Consider the following 24,894-nt stretch of genomic DNA (forward strand, 5'->3'; position numbering starts at 1 on the left):
ACCATGAGCACGATCGATTGCGCCGCGGCCCCGGCCGTGCGCGGATGGCGGCTGTCCGACTGGGCGGCGCGCGTGAGCCACTGGCAGGCCCGGACCGCCTGCCGCGAGACGCTGGCCGAACTGCCTGCGGACCTGCGCGCGGATGTGGGGGTGGACGGCGGTCTGCCGCTCGCCCGGCATGAGAACGGCGGGCGGGTGTTCGTCAGCTACGGCCGCCCCGACAGCACCCTCAGCGGCTGGCACTGGTGACGGGCGCCGCGGCGAGCGTCGCGGGCGCGCCCGAGAGGGTCAGCGCCCGCGCGCCCAGCCGCGCGGCATGTGCTGGATCGTGGGTGACGAGGATCAGCCCCGCCCCGCTGTCGCCGAGCAGCCGGTCGGTCAGGTCGAGCATCCGCCCCGCGGTCTCGGCATCCAGCGAGGCGAAGGGCTCGTCCATCAGCAGAATGTCCGGCCGCGCGGCAAAGGCCCGCGCCAGCGCCAGCCGCCGCTGCTGGCCGAGCGAGAGCTGCCGCGGATAGGCGGCCTCGCGCCCGGCGAGCCCCACCGCGGCCATGAGGCGCGCGGCCTCGGCCGCGCTCGCCCCCGTCGGCAGGGTCAGGTTGGCGGCGGCGCTGCGCCAAGGCAGCAGGGTCGGCTCCTGAAACACCATCGCCAGCCGCTCGGGCACCTCGCGGCGGCCCTGAAAGCCCCGGTCGAGCCCGGCGACGATCCGCATCAGCGTGGTCTTGCCGATCCCCGATGGGCCGAGCAGCGCCACCCGCTCGCCCCGCGCGAGGCTGAGCGAGACCCGCCCCAGCACCTGCCGTTCGCCGAAGGCGCGGCCGTCGATCTCAAGCCGCATCGTCCCTCCACCGGTTGGCGCGGGCCTGCCACGGGCGCAGCACCATGAGGTCGAGCGCCAGCATCACCGCGACGAAGGCGAGCGACCAGGCCAGCAGCCGCGGCACGTCGAAGTTGGAAAACGCGAGGTGGATCTTGAAGCCGACGCCGTTCGAGCGGCCGAGGAACTCGACCACCAGCACGATCTTCCAGATCAGCGCGACACCCGAACGGGCGGCGGCGGCGATCGCGGGCGCGAGCTGCGGCAGGACGATGTGGCGCAGCCGGGCCACCGGCCCCATGCCGAACACCCGCCCCATGTCGTCGAGGTCCGGGCGCAGCGCCCGCGCCTGCTCGCGCAGCAGCACCGCGACGACCGGGATCTTGTTCAGGGCGACGGCGAGGACCGCGGCGGTCTCGTTCAGCCCGATCCAGATGTAGCAGAGCACGATCACTACCAGCGCCGGGATGTTGAGCAGCACCAGAAGCGAGGGGTTGAGCCAGCGGTCCGCCGCCGGCACCCGCCCCATCCACAGCCCGAGCGCCCCGCCGATCAGCATCGCCGCGGCGAAGGCGGCGCCGACGCGGCCCAGCGTCATGCCGAGATGCAGCCACAGCTCGCCCGAGGCGGCCAGCTCGACCAGCCGGGTCAGCACCAGCGCCGGGGACGGCAGCCGTTGCGGATCGTCGCCCAGCGCCGCGGCGATGCCCCAGACGGCGAGCAGCAAGGCGAGCGAGACGAGGCCGGGGACGAAGCCGGGCCAGCGTCGCGTGCGGGGGGTGGCGGATCGCCCGCCCCCATGCGGAGCGGTGGTTGGAACAACCGCTGCAACGGCCGGAGCTGCAACGGCCGGACCGGTCGCATCAACCGCGACAGCCCCGCCGGGGGGCGGGGCATCCTGAGGCACAGGGCCCCCGCCGGGCGGGGGCGTCAGGGCGGCGGCGGGTTTACTCACCCGACCAGAACAGACCCGCCGGCAACTCCTTGAGGCCGCCGGTCAGCTCGTCGCCGCCCAGCTCGGCCATGACGCCGAACATCTTCTGCGCGGCCGCCGCATCCACCTTCTGCGACTTGGGGATCCCCGCCCGCCAGCCGTCGCGCAGCGCCGCGAACTGGGCGTCGTCCTTGGCGTTCATGATCGGGCGCAGCGCCTCCCACGCCGCATCGTCGGTGGTGAGGATGCGTTTGGCCTCGGCCGACGCCTTGGCCAGCCCCTTCGCCGCGTCGGGGTGGTCCTTGATCCAGCTTTCGCGCAGCACGTAGCCGAGCAGCGGGGTCGCCGGGTCGAGCCCGAGATCCTTCGCCGCGTCGTTCACGTCGAGGATCTGGCGCGCCCCGCCCGCCATCATCTTGGCCTGAAAATGCCAGAAGTTCAGCGCCGCCGCGACCTCTCCGGTCTCGAGCGCGTTCATGATCATCGGCGGGGCGCCGAACACCTGGGTGGTGGCCTTGCCGATGTCCTCGCCGCCCGTCGGGCTGTCCGGCCGCATCGACCAGGCGCGCAGGATCAGCCAGCTCTTGTCCACCGGCCCGCCGGCGATCCCGACCTGCTTGCCCTTGAGATCGGCGAGCGTCTGGACCGGGCTGTCCTTGGCGACCATCAGCCCGCCGACCGAGGTCGAGTAGGGCAGGAACACGAAATCCGACCCCGCACCGCGCTGCTGGGCGACCCACAGCAGGTCCGAGACGATGCTGTCCACCTCGCCCCCCTGCATCGCCACCTGCGTCGCGGGGTTGCCGGCCAGCGGCAGGGTTTCCAGCTTGAAGCCGTTGGCGGTGTCGAGCCCGCGCGCCTTGATCGTCTCGAGCTCCCAGCTGACGGTCCCGTTCTCGAGCGTGCCGACCTTCAGCACCGGCTGCTCGGCGGAAGGGGCGGCGGTGGGGGCCGCAGCCGGGGCGGCCGTCTGGGCCCCGGCGGGCAGGGCCAGCGCCAGCGAGGCCAGCGCCGCCCGGGCGAGGTGGCGGATGGGATGGCGGATCGGGATCATGGGCGAAACCTCGCGCGGGTGGGTGCAGATGTCGGCGGAAGGCTGGCACGCGCCGCAGGGACAGGCAATCCGACCAAAGCCGCCGCGCGCCGGCGAAAGCACCCGGCCGGGCCGGGAAGGTTCGGCAGTCGGGGGCGCGGCAAAGCCTTGCGCTGCGGCCCGCGGGTTCTAGACTGAGGGCAGCCGGCACGGACCGGCGCGGCGTCGGAGGATCGCTGCGCCCCACGAGAATCCGTCCGGTGCAGGGAGAACAGACACCATGCCCATGTCCACCACGCCCGGTCCGCTGGCTGACGGCCGACCGGCCACCGACCCCGACTCGCCCGCGGTTCCCGCGCCCGCCGGCCGGCGCTCGGCCGACCGGGTGAACGACATCCTGATCGTCGACGACCACCCGCTGATGTGCGACGCGCTCGCCCTGACGCTCAAGATCAGCTTCGGGCGCAAGACCGTGCGGACCGCCCGCAGCCTGGCCGCCGCGGTGGAACAGATCCGCAGCCACGGGGCGCCGGACGCGGTGATCCTGGACCTCAACCTGCCCGACGCCCGCGGGGCCGAGGGGATCGTGACCCTGCGCCGACAGCTGCCGGACGTGCCGATCACGATGATCTCGGCCGACCTCGAGAACGCGATGATCTCGGCGGCGATGGCCGCGGGGGCGCAGGGCTACATCTCGAAATCCCTTGGCCGCGAGGCACTGGTCGACAGCCTGCGCCGGATGTGGGAGGGCGAGCGCGTCACCCCCGACGGCTACGAGCCCGAGGCGGCGGGGACCGAGGACGAGGCGCGTGCCGAGCTGGCGCGCCGCTTTGCCACCCTGACCCCGCAGCAGATGAAGATCCTGCGGCTGATCTGCCTCGGCAAGGCCAACAAGGAGATCAGCTACGAGCTGTCGATCGCCGAGGCGACGGTCAAGACCCACATCACCGCGATCATGTCCAAGATCAACGCCCGCCGCCGCACCCAGGCGGTGCTGCTCGCCAACAGCGCGCGGCTGTTCGAGCCGGGCTGAGCGCGGGACCGGCGCGGGCGGACAACAGGCGATGACCAGCGCGGAAGCGGCCTTGGACAGCGGCGCAGGCGCCCCACCGGGCGCGCCGGTCAGCCTCAGCGTGGCGGCCGACGCGGCGGATGCCGCGGCGCGGCTGGCGGCGGGGCTCGAGCCTGCCGACCCGGCGCTGGTGCTGCTTTTCGGCTCGCCGCGCGAGACGCTGGCGCCGGTAGCCGAGGCGCTGGCCGCGGCGCTGCCCGGGGCCGAGATCGCCGGCTGCTCGTCGGCGGGCGAGATCGGTGCCGCGGGCTATCAGCGCGGCACCATCGTGGCGATCGGCTTTCCGCGCGCCGCCTTCCGCGCCGAGGTCGTGGCGCTCGAGGATCAGGCGTCGATCCCGGTCTCGGCGTGGCTCGCCCGGCTGCGGCGGCTCAGGGCCGGGTTCCCCGACCGGGCCGGGGCGCAGCTTTTCGGCATCCTGCTGGCCGACGGCATGGCCCGGCACGAGGATGTGCTCGTGGCCGCGCTCGACGCCGCCCTGCCGGGGGTGCCGGTGGTGGGGGGCTCGGCGGGCGACGGGCTCGACTTCGGCGCCAGCGTGCAGATCGCGGGCGGGCGGCCGGTGCCCGGCGCGGCGGTGTTCGTGCTGGTCGAGACGACGCTCGCCGTGTCCGAGGTGAGCTTTGCCCATTTCACCCCCACCGCCCAGCGCGCCGTGGTGACCCGCGCCGACCCCGCCGCGCGCGAGATCTTCGAGCTGAACGCCGAGCCCGCGGCGCAGGAATACGCCCGCCTCGCGGGGCTCGATGCGGCGCGGATGGACCGCACCGACTTCGCCCGCCACCCGCTGCTCTGGCGCACCGGGCGGCGCCACCATGTCCGCGCCATCTCGGGCGTGGGCGAGGGCGGCGCCCTGCGGCTCATGTCGGCGATCGAGCCGGGCACGGTGCTGACGCTCGGCCAGGCGGGCGACGTGACGCAGGGCTTCGCCGAGGCGCTCGAGGCGCTGCCGCGGCAGCCGCTGATGGTGCTGGGCTTCGACTGCATCCTGCGCCGCCTCGCGGTCGAGCGGGCGGGCATGACCGGGCAGATGGCGGCGCTGTTCGCGCGCTACCGCGTCGCCGGGTTCAACACCTACGGCGAGCAGCACGGCGGGATGCACGTCAACCAGACCTTCGTCGGCCTGGCGCTGATGCCACCCGCCGAGGTGCCGTGATGCTGCCCGACGACCCCGACCCCGCGCGCCGCGCCGACAAGCTCGCTCGCATCGTCGAGGCGCTGATCCACCGCGTGGACCGGCTGGAGGAGACGCGCGGCTCGGCCTGGTCCACCTTTCAGGCCGCCGTCGCGCTGGAGCAGGAGGCGCTGGCCCGCACCCGCGACCTCGAGGCGGCGCTTGCGGACCTGTCGCAGCGCAACCGCGACCTCGCCGTGGCGCGCGCGGCGGCGGATGAGGCGAACCGCTCGAAGACCCGGTTCCTGCGCGCGGCGAGCCATGACCTGCTGCAACCGCTGGCGGCCGCGCGGCTGTATCTGTCGGCGCTGGCCGACAGCGACCTCGACCCCGTGCAGCGCGAGCTGACGACGCGCCTCGCCGGCGCCTTCGAGTCGGTCGAGGAGCTGATGCACGCCGTCCTCGACATCAGCCGGCTGGACAGCCAACGGATCGAGTTTCACCGCCGCCCGGTGGCGCTGGACGAGCTGTTCCAGCGGCTGGCGATCGAATACGCGCCGGTGGCCGAGGCGGCGGGGCTGCGGCTCAGCTTCGTGCCGACCTCGGCGGTGGTGGACAGCGACCCGACCTTCCTGCGCCGCATCGCGCAGAACCTCGTCTCGAACGCGCTGAAATACACTGAGGCCGGGGGGGTGGTCGTGGGCGTCCGGCGGCGCGGCAAGCGGGTCTGGCTCGAGGTCCACGACTCCGGCCCGGGGATCAGCGAGGCCGACCGGGCCCGCATCTTCGACGAGTTCCAGCGCGCGGTGCGCGAGGGCGGCCCGCAGGGCATGGGGCTCGGCCTCTCGATCGTGCGGCGGGCCTGCACCAAGCTCGGCCATCCGCTCGAGGTGCTGAGCACGCCGGGCCGTGGGACGGTGTTCCGGGTGGGCCTGCCGCCGGTCGGCCCGGCCGAGGCGGCGGTGGCCTTTGCCCCCGCGGGGCGGGGGCTGAGGTCGCGCGTGGCGCTGGTGGTCGAGAACGACCCGGCGATGCGGCGCGCCTATGAGCTGATGCTCGGCCGGACGCTCGGGATGGTGGTGCGGGCGACGGGCGGCACCGCCGAGGCGCTGGCCGAGATGGGGCAGGACGATCCGCCGGACGTGATCCTGGCGGACTACAATCTCGACAACGGGGATACGGGGATCGCGGCGATCCGGGCCTTGCGGGCGGCGGCGGGGCAGGTCGTGCCGGCGGTCATGGTCACGGCGCAGCGCGATCCGGGGATTGCCCGCGCCTGCGCGTCCGAGGGGGTGCCGCTGATCGAAAAGCCGGTGCGGGCGGATGAACTCGCCGCGGTGCTCACGCGGGTGGCCGGGTGAGCGGGGGTGTGCCGTGCGGCGGACCGCACGGCAGCGGGGATCAGAAGATCCCGGTCAGGTAGAGGCCGATGATGACGATGACCGGAACCCCGAGCAGCCAGGCGACGATGCCCTTCATATGACTATCCTTTCTGTTGAAGCTGAACCGGCAACGTATGGCACGGCGGCCGGTTCCCGCCGATGCGAAAGGATCGGGAGAGCGCGCCGGGCGCGGCTACTCGCACCCCACCCCGTCGTTGTCGCGGTCGAGATGCGGCCCATAGCCCGGCTCGCCCCGGCGCACCGGCGCAGCCCCGGCCCGGCGCGCCGCGGTGCAGTTGCGATAGGCGCCGCCCGACGGGGCATCGATCAGCATCAGCGGCGCGGCCGGCGCCGCCCGGCGCGACTTTCCGCCACGATGACAGTGATAGTCCCCGGTCTTCCGGTTGGTGTGGCAGCCGTCGGCATCAAGCCCGCCGCCATGCGCGAACACAGGCCCCGGCAGGCCCAGAAGCAGCAGTAAAACCGCAGAGCGCAGCATCCCCGCCCTCCCTGCACCAGCGAATCGTTAACAAACCGTTAACGAAGCTTAACGCGAGGGGAGGGCGTGGGGCGAGTTGTCCTATTCGGCAGCCTCGGCGTAGCTCTCGACCGGCGGGCAGGTGCAGATCAGGTTGCGGTCTCCGTGCACGTTGTCGACCCGGCCGACCGGCGGCCAGTACTTGTCCACCCGGAAGGCGCCGGGCGGGAAGCACCCCTGCTGGCGGGAATAGGGCCGGTCCCAGTCGTCCACGACCAGATCCTCGACCGTGTGCGGGGCGTGGCGCAGGGGGCTCTGCGCGGCCTCGATCCGGCCCTCGGCGACCTCGGTGATCTCGTCGCGGATCGCCATCATCGCGGTGATGAAGCGGTCGAGTTCGGCCTTGGTCTCGGATTCCGTCGGTTCCACCATCAGCGTGCCGGCCACCGGCCAGCTCATGGTGGGGGCGTGGAAACCGTTGTCGATCAGGCGCTTGGCGATGTCGTCCACGGTCACGCCGTGGGCCGCGAAGACGCGGGTGTCGACGATGCACTCATGCGCCACGCGGCCGCGGTTGCCCATGAACAGGATCGGGTAACCGCCGCTTAACCGGGCGGCGATATAGTTGGCGTTGAGAATCGCCACCCGCGTCGCCTGGGTCAGCCCGGCGCCGCCCATCATGAGGATATAGGCCCAGGAAATCAGCAGGATCGACGCCGACCCCCAGGGCGCGGCCGACACCGCGCCGCCGATGTCGCCCGCGCCCGAGCGCGGGTCGTCCGGCAGATGCGGCGCCAGATGCGCCTTGACCCCGATCGGACCCATCCCCGGCCCGCCGCCGCCATGCGGGATGGCAAAGGTCTTGTGCAGGTTGAGGTGGCTCACGTCGCCGCCGATCTCGCCGGGCTTCACGAGGCCGACGAGCGCGTTCATGTTCGCGCCGTCGATATAGACCTGCCCGCCGTGCTCATGGGTGATGCGGCAGACCTCGCGCACCGTGTCCTCGAAGACGCCGTGGGTCGAGGGATAAGTGATCATCACCGCCGCCAGACGGTCGCCCGCCGCGGTCGCCTTGTCGGCGAAATCCTCAAGGTCGATGTCGCCGTTCGGCGCCGACTTGACCACCACGACGCGCATCCCCGCCATCTGCGCGCTGGCCGGGTTGGTACCATGCGCGCTGGTCGGGATCAGGCAGACGTCGCGCTGATCGTCACCATTGGCCCGGTGATAGGCGGCGATGGTCAACAGCCCCGCATATTCCCCCTGCGCGCCCGAGTTGGGCTGCAGTGAGAACGCGTCATAGCCGGTGATCTCGCAGAGCTTCTCGGTAAGGTCCGCGAACATCTCGTGATACCCCGCCGCCTGCGCCTCGGGGGCGAAGGGGTGCAGGGCGCCGAACTCGGGCCAGGTCAGCGGCATCATCTCGGCCGCGGCATTCAGCTTCATCGTGCAGGACCCGAGCGGGATCATCGCCCGGTCGAGCGCGAGGTCGCGGTCCGAGAGGCGGCGCATGTAGCGCATCATCTCGGATTCCGCCCGGTTCATGTGGAAGACCGGGTGGGTCATGAAGTCGCTCTCGCGCAGGAGCGCCTCGGGGATGGCCGGCGCCGTCGCGGGCTCGGCCGGATCGGTGAGGCCGAAGGCATCCAGCACCCGCGCGATGACGCCCGCGTCGGTCGTCTCGTCCAGCGAGATGCCGACCCGGTCGCGCCCCACGCGGCGCAGGTTGATCCCGCGCTGCTCGGCCGCGGCGACGATGCCCGCCTGCCCCACGCCCACCCGCACGGTCAGCGTGTCGAAGAACGCCTCGGGCTCGACCTCGGCCCCCGCGGCGCGCAGGGCATTGGCCAGGGTAACGGCGTGCAGGTGCACCCGCTGGGCGATGGCCTTGAGGCCCACCGGACCGTGGAACACGCCGTAGAACGAGGCCATCACCGCCAGCAGCGCCTGCGCGGTGCAGACGTTGCTGGTGGCCTTTTCGCGGCGAATATGCTGCTCGCGCGTCTGCAGCGCGAGCCGATAGGCCGGCCGGCCCGCGGCATCCACCGACACGCCGACGATCCGTCCCGGCATCGCCCGCTTCATCTCGTCACGGCAGGACATGAAGGCGGCGTGCGGCCCGCCGTAGCCCATCGGCACCCCGAAGCGCTGGCTCGACCCCACGCAGATGTCGGCCCCCATCGCGCCCGGCTCTTTCAGCAGCGTCAGGGCCAGCAGGTCGGTCGCCACCACCGCCACCGCGCCCGCCTTTTGCAGCGCGGCACACTCGGCGGTCAGGTCGCGGATGTGGCCGAAGGTGCCCGGATACTGGAAGATCGCGCCGAACACGCGGGTCGGGTCGCAGTCCTCGGGGGCGCCGCGGATGATCTCGATCCCCAGCGGCGCGGCGCGCGTCTCGATCACCGCGATGGTCTGGGGGTGCAGGTTCTCGCTGACGAAGAACGCCCCGGCCTTCGACTTCGCCACCCGCTGGGCCATCGCCATCGCCTCGGCCGCCGCCGTCGCCTCGTCCAGCAGCGAGGCGTTCGCCACCGGCAGCCCGGTCAGGTCCGCGACCATGGTCTGATAGTTCAACAGCGCCTCGAGCCGCCCCTGCGCGATCTCGGGCTGATAGGGGGTGTAGGCGGTGTACCAGGCGGGATTTTCAAGGATGTTCCGCTGGATCGCCGGCGGCGTGACGGTGCCGTGATAGCCCTGCCCGATCAGCGAGGTCATCACCCGGTTCCGCCCCGCCACCTCGCGCATCTTCGCCAGCAGCTCGCGCTCGGACAGCGCCGGCCAGTCCAGCGCCCCCTCCTGCCGGATCGAGCGCGGCACGGTCTGGTCGATCAGCTCGTCAAGGCTGCCGCAGCCCAGCGTGGCCAGCATCTCCTCCATCTCGGCGGGCGAGGGGCCGATGTGGCGGCGGTTGGCGAAATCGTCGGGGTTGTAGTCGGTCGGGGTCCAGCGGGTCATCGGAAGTGCCTCACGTCAGCGGTGGCTGAGAAGATTGACGAGATTGCCGGCGGGATCGCGCAGGAAGAACCGGCGCACGCCCCAGTCCTCGGCGACGGGGCCGTGGGTGACGGTGCCGCCGGCGGCGAGCGCCCGGGCATGGCAGGCGTCGAGGTCATCGACCTCGATCGACACCGCCGGGACCGGCGTCCCCGCCCCGCCCTCGGCGGCGAGGCTGAGCTGCGCGCTTTGCGTCCCGCCGGCGAGGGTCACGATCCAGCCGTGATCCATGACCGGCGCCAAGCCCAGCACCTCGGCCCAGAACCGCGCCAGCGCCGCCGGGTCGGGCGCCGTCAGGTTCGGGATGATCCGCATGACCGTCATCTTCTCTTTGACCCAAATATCCTGCGGGGGGCATGACCCGGCAGGGTCATGGGGGGCGCAAAGCCCCCCTGCGGCGGCGGTCAGCCGATCAACGCCTTGTAGGCATCCTCGTCCATGAACCCGTCGAGGTCGATGCCGTCCTTCGGCGTGATGGCGAAGAACCACGCCATCATCGGGTCGGCGTTCACATCGCCGGGCGCATCGGCCAGCGGCGCGTTCACCGCGGTGATGGTGCCCGCGACCGGGGCCACGATGTCGGACGCGGCCTTGACCGACTCGATCACCACGACCTCCTCGCCCGCCTCGACCTCGCGGCCGACCTCGGGCAGTTCGATGAACACCACGTCGCCCAGCTGCTCGCTGGCGTGGCGGGTGATGCCGACGACGATCTGCTCGCCCTCGGCGCGCAGCCATTCGTGGTCTTCGGTATATTTCAGCATGGGCGGCCTTTCAGCGCTTGTAGGTGGGGGAAACGAAGGGCATCGGCACGAGGGTGGCCGGGATGCGACGCCCGCGCAACTCGGCAAAGACCGTCGCGCCCTCAGGCAGGTCCGCGGGCAGGCTCGCCATCGCCACCGGCGCGCCGAGCGAGGGGCCGAACCCGCCCGAGGTCACGCGCCCGATCGGCGCGCCGCCCTCGGCGTCGGCGTAAAGCTCCACCCCCTCGCGGATCGGGGCGCGGCCCTCGGGGCGCAGCCCGCGGCGGGTGGTGGGGGCGCGGCCGAGTTCGGCCAGCACCGCCTCGGCGCCGGGGAAGCCGCCCGCGCGCTCGCCGCCCGCGCGGCGGACCTTGGGGATCGACCAGCCCAAGCCGGCGCGGGCCGGGGTCACGCCTTCATCCATGTCGTGCCCGTAAAGCGGCAGCCCGGCCTCGAGCCGCAGCGAATCGCGCGCCCCAAGGCCGATGGCCTCGACCTCGGGCTGGTCCAGCAGGGCGCGCGCGAAAGCCTCGGCGCGGGCTGCGGGGACCGAAATCTCGAACCCGTCCTCGCCGGTATAGCCCGAGCGGCTGACCCACAGGGTCTCGCCCTCCCACCCGAGGTCGCGGACGTCCATGAAGCGCATCGCCGCCACCTCGGGCATCAGCCGCGCCAGCGCCGCCTCGGCCGCCGGGCCCTGCAACGCCAGCAGGGCGCGGTCGGTCACGACCTCGGGCGCAAGGCCCGCTGCCTCGAGATGGGCGATGTCCTCGGCCGCCCGCGCGGCGTTCACGACCAGCAGCAGGTGGTCACCCTTGTTGGCGATCATCAGGTCGTCGAGGATCCCGCCGCTCTCGGCGGTGAACAGCCCGTAGCGCTGCCGCCCCTCGGGCAGCCCCACGAGATCGGCCGGCACCAGCGCCTCAAGCCGCGCGGCCGCGTCACGGGCGCCGAGGATCACCTGCCCCATGTGGCTCACGTCGAAAAGCCCCGCCGCCTTGCGGGTGTGCAGATGCTCGCCCAGCACGCCGAGCGGATACTGGACCGGCATCTCCCATCCGGCAAAGGGCACCATGCGCGCGCCGAGCGCCACGTGCAGATCGTAAAGCGGGGTGCGTTTCAGCGCATCCATAGGCATCCTCCCCGGCCCGCAGGCCGCTGGTCAACGATGCCCCCTCTGTCCCTGCCCGCGAACGGGCGCCTGAGATCGTGATCCTTCGGCGGGCCGGGTCGCGGCCACTCTTCAGAGTTCGATGCGGGACCCGGTCCTTTTGCCTGAGAGTTTGCCGGGGCGGCTGCTCCTTCGGCCCTGGGAAAGCGCCAGCGTCTCCCGGTATCCACGACTTTGGTAGCGGGGCGGGGGGCGGGCTGGCAAGAGCTTTGTTGGGCGCTGGGTGACGCGGGCGCTGCGCCGTCAGGCGTTGCCGTTCTTGCGCCGCGTCTCCCACCCCTTGCGGGCGGCCTCGGACCGGCTGGTTTCGCGCCCCGAGCCGGATTCGTTGCCGCCGCCGTCCTGCTTGTTGACGGTGGCCCAGGCGATCTCCTCGGCGCGGGACTCGCTCATGCCGCGCTCTTCGTAGCCCTCGGCGATATGGGCGGCCTTGCGTTTCTGCTTGTCGGTGTAGGCGTCCTTGTCCCCGCGCGGCATGGCGACCTCCTGTGCTGATCCTCGGGGTCAACCGCGGGTCGGAGCCGGGGTTCCGGCCGTCAGCGGCGGGGAAAGACGAAGGCGCGGTCGCGGCGCAGCATCAACCACATGGGCGTGCCCGGGTCGGGCAGGAACACCGCGGGCACCGTGGCGCGCAGGATCGAGCCGTCGTGGTCCATGCGGAACTCGACCAGCGATTCGCGCCCGAGGAAGCGGGCCCGCTGCACAACCCCATGCGCGGCGGTGCCGTTCTCGGGCGTCGGCGCCGGGGGGCGGCCGGCGCGGTCGAAGTCGATCCTGAGGTGCTGGGGCCGGATCACGATGTCCACCGCCGTCCCGTCCGGCACGCCGGGGGTGAGGAAATCGCCGAAGGGCGTGTCGGTCAGCGCCCCCTGCACCACCCCTTCCAGCACGTTGACGTCGGAAAAGAACGCCGCCGCCGCCCGGTCCACCGGCGCGTTGTAGAGGTTGTAGGGCGCCCCGCGCTGCACGACCTTGCCGTTGCGCATCAGCAGGATCTGGTCGGCCATCCGCATCGCCTCATGCGGCTCGTGGGTGACCAGCAGGACGGCCGTGCCCTCTTCCTTCAGCAGCGCGAGGGTTTCGTCGCGGATGCCGTCGCGCAGCCGCTCGTCGAGGCCCGAGAACGGCTCGTCCATCAGCAGGATGCGCGGGTTCGGCGCCAGCGCCCGGGCCAGCGCCACGCGCTGCTGCTCTCCCCCCGACAGCGCGTGCGGATAGCTGTCGGCATGGCGGCTCATCTGCACCCGTTCGAGCAGCTCGCCCACCCGCGCCCGGTTCGCCCCTGCCCCGCCCTTTAGGCCGAAGGCCACGTTCTCGGCCACCGACAGATGCGGGAACAGCGCGAAGTCCTGGAACATCATGCCGATTGCCCGGCGCTCGGGCGGGATGCGGAAGACCGTGTCGCAGACGAGCTTGCCGTCCACGAGGATCCGGCCGCTGTCCTGCATGTCCACGCCCGCCACGATCCGCAGCGTCGTGGACTTGCCGCAGCCCGACGGGCCGAGCAGGCAGGCGACCTGTCCCGCGGGGACCGAGAACGACACGTCGTCCACCACCGGTCGGCCCCCGAAGCTGCGGACCAGATGCTCGACCTCGAGCCGCGGAGGGGCCTGGGTCTCGGGTGTCAGGGTATGGGGCACGGCAATCCGAGGGTTCCTGTCGGGAAGCCGTTACCAGTCCGGGGCGCGAGGGTAAAGTTTCACACGGTCACGTTCAGCGCACCGCCGTCCAGCATGAGGTTCTGGCCGACGATGAACCGCGCCTGCTGGGAACACAGGAACGCGCAGGCGGCGCCGAAGTCCTCGGCCCGGCCGTAGCTGCGGGTCGGGATCGTCGCCTCGCGCCGCGCGCGCGCCTCGTCGGCCGAGATCCCCTGTGCGGCCGAGACACCCGCATCCAGCGCCGTCGCCCGATCGGTGTCGTGGATGCCGGGCAGCAGGTTGTTGACGCAGACGCCCTTGTCCGCGACCTGCCGGGCCATGCCGGCGACGAAGCCGGTCAGCCCCGTGCGCGCCGTGTTCGACAGCCCGAGCTGCGCAATGGGCGCGCGCACCGCGGCCGAGGTGATGTTGACCACCCGGCCCCAGCCCCGCTCCATCATCCCCGGCACCAGCGCCTGCATCAGCGCGATGGCCGACAGCATGTTGCCGTCGATGGCGCGGATGAAGTCGTCGCGGTCCCAGTCGGTCCAGTGCCCGGGCGGCGGGCCGCCGGCGTTGGTCACCAGGATGTCGGCCTTGCCCCCTAGCGCGTCCAGCACCCGGGCACGCCCGTCCGCGGTGGTGATGTCGGCGGCGACCGGCTCGACCGTGACCTGGTGGCGCTCGGCGATGGCGTAGGCCGTCTGGATCAGCGCCGCCTCGCCGCGCGCGTTGATGACGAGGTTCACGCCCTCGGCCGCCAGCGCCTCGGCACAACCCCGCCCCAGCCCCTTCGAGGCCGCGCAGACGAGCGCCGTCTTGCCCTTGATGCCCAGATCCATGCCACCGCTCCTTCCCCTGCGTTCGCCCGCAGGGAACGCCGCGCGGGCCGCCGGGTCAACCCGGGTTCTTGCCGGCCCGAATACCCGTCCGCCGGCGCCGCCCGCGCTGCGTCAGAAGCCGCGTCAGAAGCAGAGGATCTCGGCCTCGGCCTCGGCCCGACGCAGGTCGGCCATCGGCCCGTCCACCGCCGCGCCCGAGCGGAACATCGCCGACCGCTCGCCCGAGGTCTGGCGCATCCGCAGCACCGTCTCGGCATCGACATAGGCCTCGTAGGGCAGGATTCCGGCGATGGCGTCGATGGCGCAGGAGCAGCGTTGCAGCGCGGTCGGCGTCTCGCCGTTCGTGGCCATGCAGGCCATGACGTATTCCACCCGCGCGGTGGTGGGGTAGTCGTTCACCGTCTGCGCCAACGCCGCGGCAGGCAACAGCAGGGCGAGGACCGCCAGCGCCCTCATTGCAGCACCAGCGCGTGGCGATAGGCCGTGGGCGCGGCCGTCTGTCCGGCCATCTCGCGCGGCAGCTCGGCGGCGACGGGGCCGGCGGTCGCGGCGACCATCTCGCGGATCGGGGCCTTGGGGTCGTCGCCCAGCACGAAGCGCAGCGTCAGCGTGTCGAACCCGTGCATCCGCGCCCGGTTCGGGTCATCGGCGAACGGCGCGAGTTCGACGGTCGTGCGCCCGTCCGCGCGGCTGACGTGCCCGCCGCGGCACAGCGCGTCCTTCAGGCGGTTGCGGATGTAATCCGGGCTGCCGCCGCTGAGCGTCGCCATGTCGCGGGTGGTGCTTTCGAGGAAATAGATCACCGCCGGGTCGCCGCCCGAGACCGGGAACGGCCCGATCCGCCGCTCGGGCGCTGCCCCACCCGCCCAGGTCTGGGTCAGTTGCAGGACCGGCTTGCCGTCCGAGGCATCGACGGTCTGCGAGAGGCTGAGCGTTCCCGCCCCCATGGGCGGCAGGTCGGGCCGCGCCGGCCCCTCGCGCGTCACCGCCCAGCTGAGCACCTTGTCGCCCAGCGACCAGGGGCCGCGCTCGGCAAAGACCAGATCGCCCGCCTCGGACGCCCCGGCCGCCCCACCGATCGGCGCGGCCAGCACCAGCCCGAGCGCCAGCGCCGCGGCAACCCGCCGCAACGGCCCGTGGCGCCGATGGCGGGGGGAGAGGGGGGGAAGGGCTGACATCTCGGACTCCTCGCTCGACCCGAGCGAAGGTGCCGGGGCCGCGCCCGCTTGCCAACCCCCTGCCCGCGCGGCTCGTCCCAAGGGACCATGTCGGGGGATTGGGCTCGGGCTCTATGCTGTGCTCCTCCGGCGATGCGCCGCCACCCAGCGGGGGCGGCGGCGCGGTTGGCAGCGTCGGCGCGGGAGCCGGAGGACAGTTCACACGCCGGCCCGATGCCGATTCCGGACGCGGTATACGCGGCCAACGAGACGCGCTTGACAACCGCCCGCGCCTGCGCGAGATAGCCCGCCTGTGGGGCCGTAGCTCAGTTGGTAGAGCGCATCGTTCGCAATGATGAGGCCAGGGGTTCGATTCCCCTCGGCTCCACCAAATCTCCCGACTACGTGATTGAACTTGCTAGGAAATTTGGCGAGGCTTTTCGCCTTCCCGCCAGAAATCCCGCCAGCAGGTTTTCAGAAGCCGGTCGATCTTTTCCCGTGCCCCTCCCTGCCTCGCACCAACGCGGGCTGCAGGCATTCCAAGGAACGCAAAGGAAAAGATCATGGCAACCATCATGGAAATCTTCGCCGAGTGGCGCGCTTTAACCGAGGAGCTGGACGCCGAAGGCGCCGAGGGCAATCCGAAGTTCGCTCGCCTCGTTGAGATCGAAGGAAGGGCACTCCGGATGAAGCCCGAGACGGCAGAGGAGATGGCCGCCTTGGTCCTGATCTGCTCCGACCGGACACTGCCGGGAACGTCCGGCCTGCCGCCGGCCGACAACCCGCACGATGTGAAGCTCGCCCGCATGGCTCATGCTGTCCTCGGCATCCCGACCTGGCCGACCGCGCTCGCTGCCTGAGGCAATCAACTGCCGTGCCCTCCCCTCCCCCAGAGGGGGGGTGCACACCGTAGGGGGTGGGGTCTCGATCGAGGGGGGTGGGGGGAAAATCCCGCGCGCCAGATCCTCTACTCGTCTCCTGCCCGCGCGGCACCCTGCAAATTTTTTCTCATAGCGAGGGAAACCGATGCACAGTCGACACCGGGCCAGTACCGTGATTTCGGGCAAATGCTGCTCATGCAGGGAGAATTCGATGCGAGAGGATGAAGCCCAAGCGGTGGTTGAACGACAGCGCAGTCGGAAGTGCCACGTCGATCCGGTCCATGCTGCTGTTGCCCCGACGTTCTTTGCGATGACAGGCTTCTCCGCGCTCCAAGTCTGGGGGATCGCTACCATTGCCTGGTGGGGCATTGTGTTGGCCGGTGTGGCAGTCTTTGGCGGCGTCTGGTTGCACACCAAGCAGATGAACGAGAGCATGCGCCACGAGGTCGAGCAACTCATGAGGCGAGACGCCCCCTTTGGCCGCCTTCTGTAGCCGCGTGACCACTCTGACCCTGAACCTGCCCTCGCCCGACAGGGTTTCGCTCGGCCAAGCACTCGCTGGGCGGGGACGTGCGCCGGACAGGCGTGGATTTGGCCGTCGTCCCTGACGAAACCTCTCGGAGCCTGCCATGCTGACCTGCCTTGCCGCCTACTGCATCACCGCCTCAACCCCCGCGTTTGCTGCCAACACCGGATCGGCTCTTCCGAGGTGTCATCGAGCCCGCGGTAAGCGTCCGGCCTGACCGCTACCCGTTCCATCGCCATGGGAGCAGATCGTCGACCTTTGTGATCTTGTAGTCGGGGATGCGGGCCAGGGTATCAGCGAGCCAGGCGAGTGGATCGACGGCGTTGAGCTTGGCTGTCCCGATGAGGGTGTAGGCGATGGCGGCGGCCTTTCCGCCTGCTTCCGAGCCGACGAAGAGGTAGTTCTTGCGGCCGAGGGCAACGGCGCGCATGCCGCGTTCGGCGGCGTTGTTGTCGAGTTCGAGAATGCCGTGGTCGAGGTAGGGGCGCAGACGCTGCATGCGGGTCAGGGCGTAGCGGATGGCGGCGGCTAGCGGGGATTTGCCTGAGATCGTGGTGAGTTGCATCGCCAGCCACGCCTCCAGCTCGTCGAAGACGGGGGCGGCATGGGCCTGTCGCAGTTCGGCACGGCGATCAGGCGGAGCGCCACGGGCCTCCTTCTCCACGGCATAGAGCCGGGCGATCCGAGTTATGGCCTCTTGGGCTATCGGAGAGCCCTGGGATCGGTGGATGTCGACGAACTTGCGCCGGACATGGGCCATGCAGGCGACCTCGCGGATGGCGCCTGAGCGGTAGAGGTCTTCAAACCCGGCATAGCCGTCGGCGTGCATCCAGCCGCGATAGCGGGCGAGGTGATCCTTGGGGTGCTGGCCTTTGCGGTCGCCCGAGAAGCGATACCAGGCAGCGGGCGGCGCGGAGCCGCCCCAAGGGCGTTCGTCACGGGCATAAGTCCAGAGCCGGGCGGTGCGGGTCTTGCCGGTGCCCGGGGCGAGCATGCTGACCGGCGTGTCGTCGGCGAAGATCGCCTCGGCCGACAGGACATGGCGACCGATGGCGTCAGCGAGGGGTTCAAGCAAGGCAGTGGATTTGCCGACCCAGTCGGCCAGCGTCGAGCGATCCAGATCGAGCCCCTCACGATCGAAGATCTGGCTCTGGCGATAGAGCGGCAAGTGATCTGCATACTTGCTGACCAGCACATGGGCCAGCAGACCCGGCCCCGGGCGGCCACGCTCGATGGGGCGAGAGGGCAGCGGGGCCTGGACGAACCGTTCGCAGCAGGTGCAGGTCAGGCGCGGCCGGACGATCCGGTTCACGATAAACCGGCTGGGAACATACTCCAACTCCTCGGTGACATCCTCCCCGATCCGGCGCAGACGGCCTCCGCAATCGGCGCAAGCCTCGGCACCGGGGCCGAGTTCGACCTCCATCCGTGGGATATGATCCGGGATCGGGCGGCGCTTGGGTTTGTCCTTCTCCTCGATGTCCGGCAGTCGCATCCGGGCGGTCATCGCGGCAGCAGCGATCTCGCTGCTCTCCAGCGCCAGTTGAAGCTGTTCTGCCGTCTCCGACGATGCCCCGAACCGGTGGGCGCGGTGCCCTGCCAACTGGTGCCGCAGCTTCTCGATCAGGATCGCCTGGGCCTTCACCTCGGCCAAGAGCCGCGCGGTGAAGCTGCGCAGCTCCTCTGGGTCTTCCGGCAGGGCCAGGGTCTGATCGAGCATGCGGGAAGTTTATCCCACGGGATTCCTTGTGGGAATCATTGATTACAGGTCCTGTGGACTATCCCGCCGCCAGAGGCCGCCACGTCCGTTCCGGGGCCCGCCAGTCAATCCCCTCCAGCAGCATCGACAACTGCGCAGGCGTCAGTGCCACCTTCCCCTCCTTGGCCGAGGGCCAGACGAACCGGCCCTTCTCCAGCCGCTTCATGAACATGCAGGCCCCTTGGCCGTCCCACCAGATGACCTTGACCAGATCACCCCGGCGGCCCCGGAAGACAAAAAGATGCCCGCCGAATGGGTTCTGCTTCAGCACAGCCTCGGCCTGCGCCGCCAAGGCTGCAAAGCCCTTGCGCATGTCCGTCACCCCGGCGGCCAACCAGACCCGCGTGTTCGCCGGAACCGGGATCATACCGTGAGCCCCCGGATCAGCCGCGCGAGCGCCCCAGGATCGTAGTTGCCACTGATGCGCATCCGATGCCCGCCCGCGAGCTCGATCTCGATGCAACTGTCGGCGGCAGGTCCTGCCGGGGCAGACCTGGGCTCCGCGACAATCTCTACCGGCAGAAAGCGCGCCTGTTCTGGCAGGGGCGGAGCCGAGGCGGGGTCCGGCGCATAACGGGGATCGCGCAGCCACTTGAAGATCAGGTTCGCGTTTACCGCGTAGCGCCGGGCAACCTGGGCCACGGAAACACCCGGCGCAGCCGTCTGGAAGCAGATCGACCGCTTCTCCTCGTCCGTCCAGAGCCGCTTCGTCCGACGCGCCACGACATCACCATAGTGTCCACTATCGATGGTGGACACTATCCGCCCCTCTCACCCCGCGGCAGGGCGGCCAGGACGGACGCTTACAGCCCGCGGGCCGTCTGCTCACATCTATCTGCCGTCAGCCCTCGGATCGTGAGGCTTGCCGCGGATGTCCCTGCATCAAGAGTTTGATCTTAGTTTGATGTTCACCTACAGTTTGCACGAAACATCAAACTGCGCATCAAACTCAGGCATCAGGCACCGTGTCCATGAACCCAGATTATGCTATAAATCAAATAGTTGGTGGTCTATGCGCCGACGACCTAGAGGGCGAAACACTAGACTTCAAGCAAGACAAGTCGACGCCAAAAGAGACGTTTAAGATGCTCAGTGAGGCGGCTATCTGCTTCGCGAACTCGTCTGGAGGCAGCATCGTTCTGGGAGTTGCCGACAAGGTTCGAGGCGAAGAAGCCATTCTGGGAACTAGCTTGGAGCCTGCCGAAGTCAAAGAGCGGATCTATCAGCTCACTACGCCACCCCTAAATGTCGAGGTCAGGCGACACCAAAAATTCAGCAATGTTCTGTTGATTCAGGTCCCTCAAAGCGCTGCTATTCATGCAGATCCGCAAGGACGCGCAACTCTGAGGATCAACAAAGACTGCCTGCCCATGTCGCCGAGCGATCAAGTTAGGGTGCGAGAAGAAAAGGGCGGAGTTGACTGGTCATATTCACCCAGCACTCGAGGCATTTCAGACGTAAGTGAAGATGCCGTTGCAACGGCCAAAACTTTGCTTCGCGCCTTCAGTGATGAACGTAGAGCACTAGGAACGGCATCGACAGCAGATTTGCTGCGCGGCTTGGGCGCCCTCACTTCAAGCGGATTTCTTAACAGAGCGGGGGCACTTATGTTCTGCCCTCCTGATGAGGGGGAATCGTTTGAAGTCGTCTATATTCATAGGGAAACCCCAGGCGGAGAGCCAAAGCTTGTTCTTCGGCTGGAGGCGCCTCTCCTTGTGGCGATGACCAAAGTCATCGAGACGGCGTCGGCGCGGCAGAGTGGAACGCAAATCACTCTTCCAACTGGGCAGCAGATAATGATTGAGGACTTTCCTTCCCTTGCAATCAGGGAAGCTGTTGCGAATGCAATCTGCCATCGAGATTATCATCTCGCGGGTGCCGTGCATATCGAGCACTCGCCCAACGTCTTTAGCGTCCTTTCTCCAGGACCTCTTGTGTCCGGAGTTACCCCAGAAAATATCATTACGACTGCATCGCGTCCCCGCAATCCTACACTTGCGAAGATGGCACGTCATCTGGGCTTGGCTGAGGAGCTTGGACGAGGTGTTGATAGGATGTATCGCGAGTTGATCCGCGCTGGCAGAGATGCTCCGAGAATCGAAAACCATTATGATAGGGTAATAGTGAGGTTCGTCGGAGGAGCGCCGAACACCCAAGTTGCTCGATTCATCGCCACTTTGCCCGACCAAGAGAGAGACGATACCGACACTATGTTGGTTATCCATGCGCTGTGCGCATCTAAGACGCTGAAACTTGAAACTGCAGCAAACCTTCTTCAGAAATCAGTTGACGAAGCTGAGCAGGTTCTAAAGCGCCTTGCGGGTGAAGACGTGGGAATAATCGAACGCACTCGATCGACCGCTTCAAGGTCGAATGCTGCCTATCGATTTAGAAGTGGACCATTGAAGGCTTTAGGTAGTGCGGTCAGCTACCAGCGTCGCACTACTGATGATATTGACCGAAAGGTTATCGAGCACATAAATGAGTATGGGAAAATCACTAATAGAACCCTTCAGAACTTCTTCGACGTAGGTGTTTTTAAGGCCCGTGACATTATCGCTGACCTGTCGGCGCGAAAAATTTTGCAGCGAACGTCAAGTCAGCAGCGAGGGCCGAGGGTGGAGTGGGGGCCCGGCCCAAAATTCCCGTCTAAGCGGAAAAAGAAATAATATAAGATGAGGCCTGCTGCGTTGCATTTAGCCGGAAGGGATAGGATTACGAAGGCCCCGCACTGGGCGGGGCCTGTCAGGTTCGTAGGTGTGCTGAGAGGCCGTGCCTTCGTCGGTGATCAAGGTTCGTGCACAAAGAGCCTATGAACAGCATCCCCGACCCGCGCCCTGCGCGCATTTCGTCCAAGGTCCGTGCCGCGATCGACCATCGCGTGCGCAAGGGCTCATCCATCGACGCTGCCGCGCAGGCGGCCGGCATGTCGCGCAACGGCTTCGCCAAGGCGCTCAAGCGCCCCGAGGTCGCTGCCCTCCTTGCCGAGACACAGGAGCGGTTCGTGGCGGAGGTGGCCAGTCAGCGAGCCTTCCTGCGCGCGCGCGCGTGCGAGGTCGCAGGGGAGATGCTCGCCACCACCAAGGATGAGCGGGTGAAGCTCAAGCTAATCGAGCTGCTCATGTCCGATGGGAAGGGCCCCACGGTTGCCGTCAACGTGGATGCCCGCACCGGCTCTCCTGGCTATGAGTATGTGCGGCCTGGCGCCCGTGTCGTGACCATCGACGGTTGAGGCGGCCGACGCGCTGCCAGAATGGGCGCCCAGCGCCCCTGGCGCCTTTTCCGGTGCCTGACTGCCGAACCAAGCTACCGCCGCTCTGTGCCTCGCTCAGAGTCTCCACTGAGGCATTGGGAGAAGCACCTAAGAGTGTAGAAGGGGAAGCACTGCCCGCGCAGCGGGGGAAGAAGGGCCACCAGCGCGCCAGGAGTGGGCCACCTCCTAACCGGTCAGCCCCTCCCCTCGACCCTCCAGCGGCCCTGCATCAGCTAGGGAAAGCCCCCGTTGCCCAGCGCAGAGGAGAGAGGAAAAGTGGTGTTGCTCGAGGGCGGCAGCACATTACTGCAGCTTCTCCGCATCGTGAAGGTGGCAGTTCAGCGAAAGGCCCCGGCCTCTCGCCTTTAGAATGCTCGCAAGTCACTGCTCGTCATCCTCTTGGAAGGCGTGCGACCCGCCGCTCAGGGCGGGTGCAACGCATGGGGTATAAGGGGTATATGTCGCACCTTCGTTGAACGGGGGTTGAACGGGGGGTTGAACGGGGGTTGCGCTCTCGTTGCACCCATCGTTGCACCGGGGGTTGCACCCTCTCCTCTGCAGGTGATTTCGGGCTTTCGCACCGCTGCCGTGAGTGCCGATCTCGATCATCTCGCGGCCGAAGAGGTTATCCATGGCGGCCTTGAACGCCCGCTTGGTAACCATCTCGGCCTTGGGATGGGCCGCGAACATGGAAGGCGCATAGGTCGGACCGGGGCTCGCAGATACGAACCGCCCCTCGCTGGTGAACGTGTCCAACAACGACAAGAACACCCGCTCCGCCTTCGCCCCGATCGCCAGCGCATCAAGCCCTTGCGGCTGCTCATCGCGGACGAACACGCCCTCTTTCCAGGTCATGCCGATCTCGCCACCGATGCGGCCATAGTTGGCCTTCATCGTCGTCAGGATGCGCTTGTCGGGGTCTGCCTCGTAGTTGCTGCCCTTCTCGATGATGCGCTCCAGGTAGAGCCTCGATCGAACGCTGTTGTTCCAGGCAGTGCTGCCGCTGGTGCCGCTGCCGCTGTTGAGGCCGGACAGTGAGGGATGCGACAGCAGAATCACAGCGCATTTCTGACGCAGCGCCAGTCCGCGCAGAATGCTGATGAACTGCCGCACCGCTGCGCGGTCATTCTCGTTGGCGGGGAACATGTCAGCCAGCGTGTCCAGCACGATTACCGAGGGCTGCTCCTCCTCGGCCAGCGCCTCGATCTCATCGAACAGTGCCGTCTGCCTTAGGCCGGTCTGCACGGAGCCGGATTTCATCTCCGTCGCCAGCAGCGCATCCTCGCCCGCGAGAGAGCGCAAGGTGAGCCCGTCCAGATCAGACAGCCTTAGCCGCGTGGCCCGGCAGATGTCGGCGAGCCGCATGTGCAACTCGTCATCGTCGTCCTCGGCGGAGAGGAAGAGCGCCCGCCCCTTCGACACTGGCACGTTCAGCCATGCCCGCCCCGTGGCCGCGCTCACTGCCAGCTGCAGCGCCAGCAGCGACTTGCCGGTGCCCCCGTCGCCCCCGAAGAGGGTCACGGTTTTCATCGGCACCAAGCCGTTCACCAGCCACTGCCGGGCAGGCACAGGACGGCCGTCGAGTTCAGTGGCATTGTAGAACCGAGACGTGCGCTCCGGTGCTGCCGGGGTGAAAGGGATGGGCTCTGGCACGTTCACGTGGCGCCCTCCTTCATCGTGAGGATGTCATTCCAATCGCGTCCCTGAGGGGCAGGCAGAAGGCTGACGGCCCAGCCCAGCGCATACGCCCGTCCGGCCAGCTTCTGCGCAGCCTCGCGGCCCGCCTGGTCGCCATCGGGCGCAATGGTTAGTCGGCCTCGAGATCCCGCAGGAAGGCGTAGCCCGACGACACCAGGCGCAGAGAGGGCCGCCCACACCGTGGCAGGACCGCGCAAGAGGCCACTGGCCAGGCTCAGGGCGGTCTCTATGCCCTCGGCCACGACGAGCGGTCCATCGGCTTCGGAGAGGCGCACCGCACCGCCCATGGCCGCGCCCAGCATTGCCTTGGGCGGGTCCACGTCCGCCTTGCCCGTCCCGTCCGTGCGCAGATAGGTCCGATGCACGGCGAGACGCGGCAAGCCGTCCACCCGCGCCACCAGCGCGGGCAGGCGCTGGGCGGATGCGTGCCAGCAGACGGGATGAAAGCGCAGGGCGTCCGGCAGTGGACAGGTGATGCCCCGCCCTCGCAGGTAGGTTTCCGCTATGGTGCCGTGAACGGGAATGGACTCGCGCCAGACGGACAGCGCCTGCTTTTCCCGTTTCACGGCCTCGGCTTCATCCTCGGCCCGGCGGCGGGCCATCTCGCACAGGTCCGGCGGCTGGGGTCGGGCCTGCCGATCCACCAGCCCCCGGAGGCGCAGGGCCGTCAGCACGTCCAGGAAGCTGCATCCGGCCTTGCAGTCGAGAAGCAGCCGCCCGTCCGAGGCATCGGCTAGGGTCAGGCTGGGCCGCCGGTCGCCATGCGCGGGGCAGCAGGCGAGCCCGTAGCGGCCATGCCATTTGCCGCACAGGGCGGAGGTCAGGGTGCGGGCGTCACTCATGCCCCCCTCCCCATACGAAAGCGGCTAGCATTGCGGCGCGGTCGGCGTCGATGCCCAAGCGGTGGCAGAGGATGGATATGCGAAGAACCATCATGCCGCCTTTATCGCGGCAGTCGGCATAAGGTCGTGCGCTGAGGCTCACCCAAGGGTGCGCCTTTCGCGCGAATGTGTTGTGAATGCCCATATGCGGCCTCGGACTTGTGGGCCGGCAGCGTTCGCGCTATCTCTCGCATTGTCAGCACCGAGATGCGCCCCGCCCTAACCGGCGGGGTTTTTCATTCGGTTGTGGCGTAAAGGGCTTCAATGTCCGCACGCCGCCAGCGGGTCGAGCCACCGATCTTGACGGGCTGGGGCAGGTTGCCCTCTTTCACTTTGCGCCAGACCGACGACACGCCGATGTTCAGAAGGGCGGAGACGTCGCGAGCGGTTAAGAGTTGCGGTTCGGCCATTGGGTCACTCCAAGCGATCAGATTGCCTAGAATGCTACCGCTTCCGCTCGATTAGCCGTATGCACGCCAATGTCTGAGCGAGTTGGTGTCGTCGGGATCAGGTGAA

27 protein-coding genes, 1 tRNA gene and 1 riboswitch are annotated in these 24,894 nt (G+C 68.9%); of the genes, 9 read left to right on the forward strand and 19 right to left on the reverse strand.

Annotated features, from left to right (window positions below; genetic code table 11):
- The first annotated feature begins 3 nt into the window (after nt 1-3).
- Complete coding sequence (locus HGN31_RS06365) at nt 4-249, forward strand: hypothetical protein (protein WP_168782685.1); 246 nt, start codon at nt 4-6, stop codon at nt 247-249.
- On the opposite strand, the gene HGN31_RS06370 is transcribed toward HGN31_RS06365, so the two are convergent.
- The 3 genes from HGN31_RS06370 to HGN31_RS06380 all read right to left on the reverse strand — a co-directional run bounded on the left by HGN31_RS06370 (nt 230) and on the right by HGN31_RS06380 (nt 2,808).
- The gene (locus tag HGN31_RS06370) at nt 230-841 is read right to left on the reverse strand and encodes an ATP-binding cassette domain-containing protein (RefSeq protein WP_168782686.1); all 612 of its coding nucleotides are present in this window, start codon (nt 839-841) and stop codon (nt 230-232) included. The two genes, HGN31_RS06365 and HGN31_RS06370, sit on opposite strands and share 20 nt — an antisense overlap.
- Nucleotides 831-1,547, reverse strand: coding sequence for an ABC transporter permease (locus tag HGN31_RS06375; RefSeq protein ID WP_168782687.1), 717 nt, complete (start codon nt 1,545-1,547; stop codon nt 831-833). The genes HGN31_RS06370 and HGN31_RS06375 overlap by 11 nt, the downstream gene beginning before the upstream one ends.
- 220 nt (nt 1,548-1,767) lie before the next feature.
- Entirely contained in the window at nt 1,768-2,808 is a 1,041-nt protein-coding gene (locus HGN31_RS06380) for an ABC transporter substrate-binding protein (protein WP_168782688.1), read from the reverse strand.
- Nucleotides 2,809-3,067: 259 nt separating this feature from the next.
- Here HGN31_RS06380 and HGN31_RS06385 point away from each other — a divergent pair, with 259 nt between their 5' ends.
- Genes HGN31_RS06385 through HGN31_RS06395 form a run of 3 tightly spaced genes read left to right on the forward strand, consistent with a single transcriptional unit; the run spans nt 3,068 to nt 6,334 of the window.
- Entirely contained in the window at nt 3,068-3,820 is a 753-nt protein-coding gene (locus HGN31_RS06385) for a response regulator transcription factor (protein ID WP_244961160.1), read from the forward strand.
- 31 nt (nt 3,821-3,851) lie between these two features.
- The gene (locus tag HGN31_RS06390; protein WP_168782689.1) at nt 3,852-5,015 is read left to right on the forward strand and encodes an FIST N-terminal domain-containing protein; all 1,164 of its coding nucleotides are present in this window, start codon (nt 3,852-3,854) and stop codon (nt 5,013-5,015) included.
- The gene (locus HGN31_RS06395) at nt 5,015-6,334 is read left to right on the forward strand and encodes an ATP-binding response regulator (RefSeq protein WP_081962528.1); all 1,320 of its coding nucleotides are present in this window, start codon (nt 5,015-5,017) and stop codon (nt 6,332-6,334) included. Before HGN31_RS06390 ends, HGN31_RS06395 begins: the two co-directional genes overlap by 1 nt.
- A 214-nt stretch (nt 6,335-6,548) precedes the next feature.
- On the opposite strand, the gene HGN31_RS06400 is transcribed toward HGN31_RS06395, so the two are convergent.
- From HGN31_RS06400 to HGN31_RS06445, 10 genes are all read right to left on the reverse strand, one after another.
- A complete protein-coding gene (locus HGN31_RS06400) occupies nt 6,549-6,854 on the reverse strand; it encodes an excalibur calcium-binding domain-containing protein (protein ID WP_052176442.1) in 306 nt (101 codons plus the stop codon).
- An 81-nt stretch (nt 6,855-6,935) separates the two neighbouring features.
- Nucleotides 6,936-9,788 (reverse strand): aminomethyl-transferring glycine dehydrogenase, encoded by a 2,853-nt coding sequence (gcvP, locus tag HGN31_RS06405; protein ID WP_168782690.1) that lies wholly within the window; start codon nt 9,786-9,788, stop codon nt 6,936-6,938.
- A 15-nt stretch (nt 9,789-9,803) separates the two neighbouring features.
- Nucleotides 9,804-10,151, reverse strand: a complete 348-nt coding sequence (locus tag HGN31_RS06410) for a VOC family protein (protein WP_168782691.1) — start codon at nt 10,149-10,151, stop codon at nt 9,804-9,806.
- A gap of 80 nt (nt 10,152-10,231) precedes the next feature.
- Entirely contained in the window at nt 10,232-10,588 is a 357-nt protein-coding gene (gene gcvH, locus HGN31_RS06415; RefSeq protein WP_036734159.1) for a glycine cleavage system protein GcvH, read from the reverse strand.
- Nucleotides 10,589-10,601: 13 nt separating this feature from the next.
- Nucleotides 10,602-11,702: a glycine cleavage system aminomethyltransferase GcvT gene (gcvT, locus tag HGN31_RS06420; protein WP_168782692.1), complete on the reverse strand. Its 1,101-nt coding sequence runs from the start codon at nt 11,700-11,702 to the stop codon at nt 10,602-10,604.
- Nucleotides 11,703-11,823: 121 nt separating this feature from the next.
- Nucleotides 11,824-11,913, reverse strand: a riboswitch (glycine riboswitch).
- A 71-nt stretch (nt 11,914-11,984) separates the two neighbouring features.
- Nucleotides 11,985-12,218 carry a hypothetical protein gene (locus HGN31_RS06425; protein WP_036707647.1) on the reverse strand — a complete coding sequence of 78 codons (234 nt, stop codon included), beginning with the start codon at nt 12,216-12,218 and terminating at the stop codon, nt 11,985-11,987.
- Between the two features lie 59 nt (nt 12,219-12,277).
- Nucleotides 12,278-13,381 carry an ABC transporter ATP-binding protein gene (locus tag HGN31_RS06430; protein WP_231555285.1) on the reverse strand — a complete coding sequence of 368 codons (1,104 nt, stop codon included), beginning with the start codon at nt 13,379-13,381 and terminating at the stop codon, nt 12,278-12,280.
- Nucleotides 13,382-13,440: 59 nt separating this feature from the next.
- Complete coding sequence (locus tag HGN31_RS06435) at nt 13,441-14,223, reverse strand: SDR family oxidoreductase (RefSeq protein WP_036701676.1); 783 nt, start codon at nt 14,221-14,223, stop codon at nt 13,441-13,443.
- A gap of 123 nt (nt 14,224-14,346) precedes the next feature.
- A complete protein-coding gene (locus HGN31_RS06440; RefSeq protein ID WP_168782693.1) occupies nt 14,347-14,679 on the reverse strand; it encodes a hypothetical protein in 333 nt (110 codons plus the stop codon).
- Nucleotides 14,676-15,401, reverse strand: coding sequence for a hypothetical protein (locus HGN31_RS06445; protein ID WP_211096347.1), 726 nt, complete (start codon nt 15,399-15,401; stop codon nt 14,676-14,678). The genes HGN31_RS06440 and HGN31_RS06445 overlap by 4 nt, the downstream gene beginning before the upstream one ends.
- A gap of 294 nt (nt 15,402-15,695) precedes the next feature.
- On the opposite strand from HGN31_RS06445, the gene HGN31_RS06450 reads away from it, so the two are divergent.
- From HGN31_RS06450 to HGN31_RS06460, 3 genes are all read left to right on the forward strand, one after another.
- A tRNA-Ala gene (locus HGN31_RS06450) sits at nt 15,696-15,771 on the forward strand.
- Between the two features lie 172 nt (nt 15,772-15,943).
- Entirely contained in the window at nt 15,944-16,240 is a 297-nt protein-coding gene (locus HGN31_RS06455) for a hypothetical protein (RefSeq protein WP_168782694.1), read from the forward strand.
- Between the two features lie 232 nt (nt 16,241-16,472).
- Complete coding sequence (locus tag HGN31_RS06460; protein WP_168782695.1) at nt 16,473-16,754, forward strand: hypothetical protein; 282 nt, start codon at nt 16,473-16,475, stop codon at nt 16,752-16,754.
- 253 nt (nt 16,755-17,007) lie between these two features.
- Here the strand turns inward: HGN31_RS06460 and tnpC are convergent, their stop codons facing one another.
- The 3 genes from tnpC to tnpA are packed head-to-tail and all read right to left on the reverse strand — an operon-like array spanning nt 17,008 to nt 19,305.
- Complete coding sequence (tnpC, locus tag HGN31_RS06465) at nt 17,008-18,507, reverse strand: IS66 family transposase (RefSeq protein ID WP_168781947.1); 1,500 nt, start codon at nt 18,505-18,507, stop codon at nt 17,008-17,010.
- Nucleotides 18,508-18,565: 58 nt separating this feature from the next.
- Nucleotides 18,566-18,913: an IS66 family insertion sequence element accessory protein TnpB gene (gene tnpB / locus HGN31_RS06470; protein WP_168782219.1), complete on the reverse strand. Its 348-nt coding sequence runs from the start codon at nt 18,911-18,913 to the stop codon at nt 18,566-18,568.
- Nucleotides 18,910-19,305 (reverse strand): IS66-like element accessory protein TnpA, encoded by a 396-nt coding sequence (tnpA, locus tag HGN31_RS06475; RefSeq protein WP_036712921.1) that lies wholly within the window; start codon nt 19,303-19,305, stop codon nt 18,910-18,912. Before tnpA ends, tnpB begins: the two co-directional genes overlap by 4 nt.
- A gap of 212 nt (nt 19,306-19,517) precedes the next feature.
- On the opposite strand from tnpA, the gene HGN31_RS06480 reads away from it, so the two are divergent.
- The gene (locus HGN31_RS06480) at nt 19,518-21,215 is read left to right on the forward strand and encodes an RNA-binding domain-containing protein (RefSeq protein ID WP_168782696.1); all 1,698 of its coding nucleotides are present in this window, start codon (nt 19,518-19,520) and stop codon (nt 21,213-21,215) included.
- A 143-nt stretch (nt 21,216-21,358) separates the two neighbouring features.
- The gene (locus HGN31_RS06485) at nt 21,359-21,778 is read left to right on the forward strand and encodes a hypothetical protein (RefSeq protein ID WP_168782697.1); all 420 of its coding nucleotides are present in this window, start codon (nt 21,359-21,361) and stop codon (nt 21,776-21,778) included.
- 402 nt (nt 21,779-22,180) lie between these two features.
- Here the strand turns inward: HGN31_RS06485 and HGN31_RS06490 are convergent, their stop codons facing one another.
- The 3 genes from HGN31_RS06490 to HGN31_RS06500 form a co-directional block, all read right to left on the reverse strand.
- Nucleotides 22,181-23,458, reverse strand: coding sequence for an AAA family ATPase (locus HGN31_RS06490; RefSeq protein ID WP_168782698.1), 1,278 nt, complete (start codon nt 23,456-23,458; stop codon nt 22,181-22,183).
- The gene (locus HGN31_RS06495; protein WP_168782699.1) at nt 23,455-24,339 is read right to left on the reverse strand and encodes a DUF7146 domain-containing protein; all 885 of its coding nucleotides are present in this window, start codon (nt 24,337-24,339) and stop codon (nt 23,455-23,457) included. The genes HGN31_RS06490 and HGN31_RS06495 overlap by 4 nt, the downstream gene beginning before the upstream one ends.
- Nucleotides 24,340-24,614: 275 nt before the next feature.
- Entirely contained in the window at nt 24,615-24,788 is a 174-nt protein-coding gene (locus HGN31_RS06500) for a helix-turn-helix transcriptional regulator (protein WP_168782700.1), read from the reverse strand.
- Nucleotides 24,789-24,894 lie beyond the last annotated feature (106 nt).

This window comes from Paracoccus sanguinis (genome assembly GCF_012689545.1).
In the GTDB taxonomy this organism is placed as follows: domain Bacteria; phylum Pseudomonadota; class Alphaproteobacteria; order Rhodobacterales; family Rhodobacteraceae; genus Paracoccus; species Paracoccus panacisoli.

What these genes read in the sequence shown, in the direction of transcription:
- HGN31_RS06460 (WP_168782695.1), top strand. Translation starts at nt 16,473, where the DNA reads ATGCGAGAGGATGAAGCCCAAGCGGTGGTTGAACGACAGCGCAGTCGG.
- HGN31_RS06400 (WP_052176442.1), bottom strand. Translation starts at nt 6,854, where the DNA reads ATGCTGCGCTCTGCGGTTTTACTGCTGCTTCTGGGCCTGCCGGGGCCT.
- tnpC (WP_168781947.1), bottom strand. Translation starts at nt 18,507, where the DNA reads ATGCTCGATCAGACCCTGGCCCTGCCGGAAGACCCAGAGGAGCTGCGC.
- HGN31_RS06485 (WP_168782697.1), top strand. Translation starts at nt 21,359, where the DNA reads ATGAACAGCATCCCCGACCCGCGCCCTGCGCGCATTTCGTCCAAGGTC.
- HGN31_RS06385 (WP_244961160.1), top strand. Translation starts at nt 3,068, where the DNA reads ATGCCCATGTCCACCACGCCCGGTCCGCTGGCTGACGGCCGACCGGCC.
- HGN31_RS06365 (WP_168782685.1), top strand. Translation starts at nt 4, where the DNA reads ATGAGCACGATCGATTGCGCCGCGGCCCCGGCCGTGCGCGGATGGCGG.
- HGN31_RS06445 (WP_211096347.1), bottom strand. Translation starts at nt 15,401, where the DNA reads ATGTCAGCCCTTCCCCCCCTCTCCCCCCGCCATCGGCGCCACGGGCCG.
- gcvT (WP_168782692.1), bottom strand. Translation starts at nt 11,702, where the DNA reads ATGGATGCGCTGAAACGCACCCCGCTTTACGATCTGCACGTGGCGCTC.
- HGN31_RS06390 (WP_168782689.1), top strand. Translation starts at nt 3,852, where the DNA reads ATGACCAGCGCGGAAGCGGCCTTGGACAGCGGCGCAGGCGCCCCACCG.
- HGN31_RS06455 (WP_168782694.1), top strand. Translation starts at nt 15,944, where the DNA reads ATGGCAACCATCATGGAAATCTTCGCCGAGTGGCGCGCTTTAACCGAG.
- HGN31_RS06500 (WP_168782700.1), bottom strand. Translation starts at nt 24,788, where the DNA reads ATGGCCGAACCGCAACTCTTAACCGCTCGCGACGTCTCCGCCCTTCTG.
- HGN31_RS06435 (WP_036701676.1), bottom strand. Translation starts at nt 14,223, where the DNA reads ATGGATCTGGGCATCAAGGGCAAGACGGCGCTCGTCTGCGCGGCCTCG.
- HGN31_RS06410 (WP_168782691.1), bottom strand. Translation starts at nt 10,151, where the DNA reads ATGACGGTCATGCGGATCATCCCGAACCTGACGGCGCCCGACCCGGCG.
- HGN31_RS06380 (WP_168782688.1), bottom strand. Translation starts at nt 2,808, where the DNA reads ATGATCCCGATCCGCCATCCCATCCGCCACCTCGCCCGGGCGGCGCTG.
- HGN31_RS06395 (WP_081962528.1), top strand. Translation starts at nt 5,015, where the DNA reads ATGCTGCCCGACGACCCCGACCCCGCGCGCCGCGCCGACAAGCTCGCT.
- gcvP (WP_168782690.1), bottom strand. Translation starts at nt 9,788, where the DNA reads ATGACCCGCTGGACCCCGACCGACTACAACCCCGACGATTTCGCCAAC.
- HGN31_RS06495 (WP_168782699.1), bottom strand. Translation starts at nt 24,339, where the DNA reads ATGAGTGACGCCCGCACCCTGACCTCCGCCCTGTGCGGCAAATGGCAT.
- HGN31_RS06425 (WP_036707647.1), bottom strand. Translation starts at nt 12,218, where the DNA reads ATGCCGCGCGGGGACAAGGACGCCTACACCGACAAGCAGAAACGCAAG.
- tnpB (WP_168782219.1), bottom strand. Translation starts at nt 18,913, where the DNA reads ATGATCCCGGTTCCGGCGAACACGCGGGTCTGGTTGGCCGCCGGGGTG.
- HGN31_RS06370 (WP_168782686.1), bottom strand. Translation starts at nt 841, where the DNA reads ATGCGGCTTGAGATCGACGGCCGCGCCTTCGGCGAACGGCAGGTGCTG.
- HGN31_RS06480 (WP_168782696.1), top strand. Translation starts at nt 19,518, where the DNA reads ATGAACCCAGATTATGCTATAAATCAAATAGTTGGTGGTCTATGCGCC.
- HGN31_RS06440 (WP_168782693.1), bottom strand. Translation starts at nt 14,679, where the DNA reads ATGAGGGCGCTGGCGGTCCTCGCCCTGCTGTTGCCTGCCGCGGCGTTG.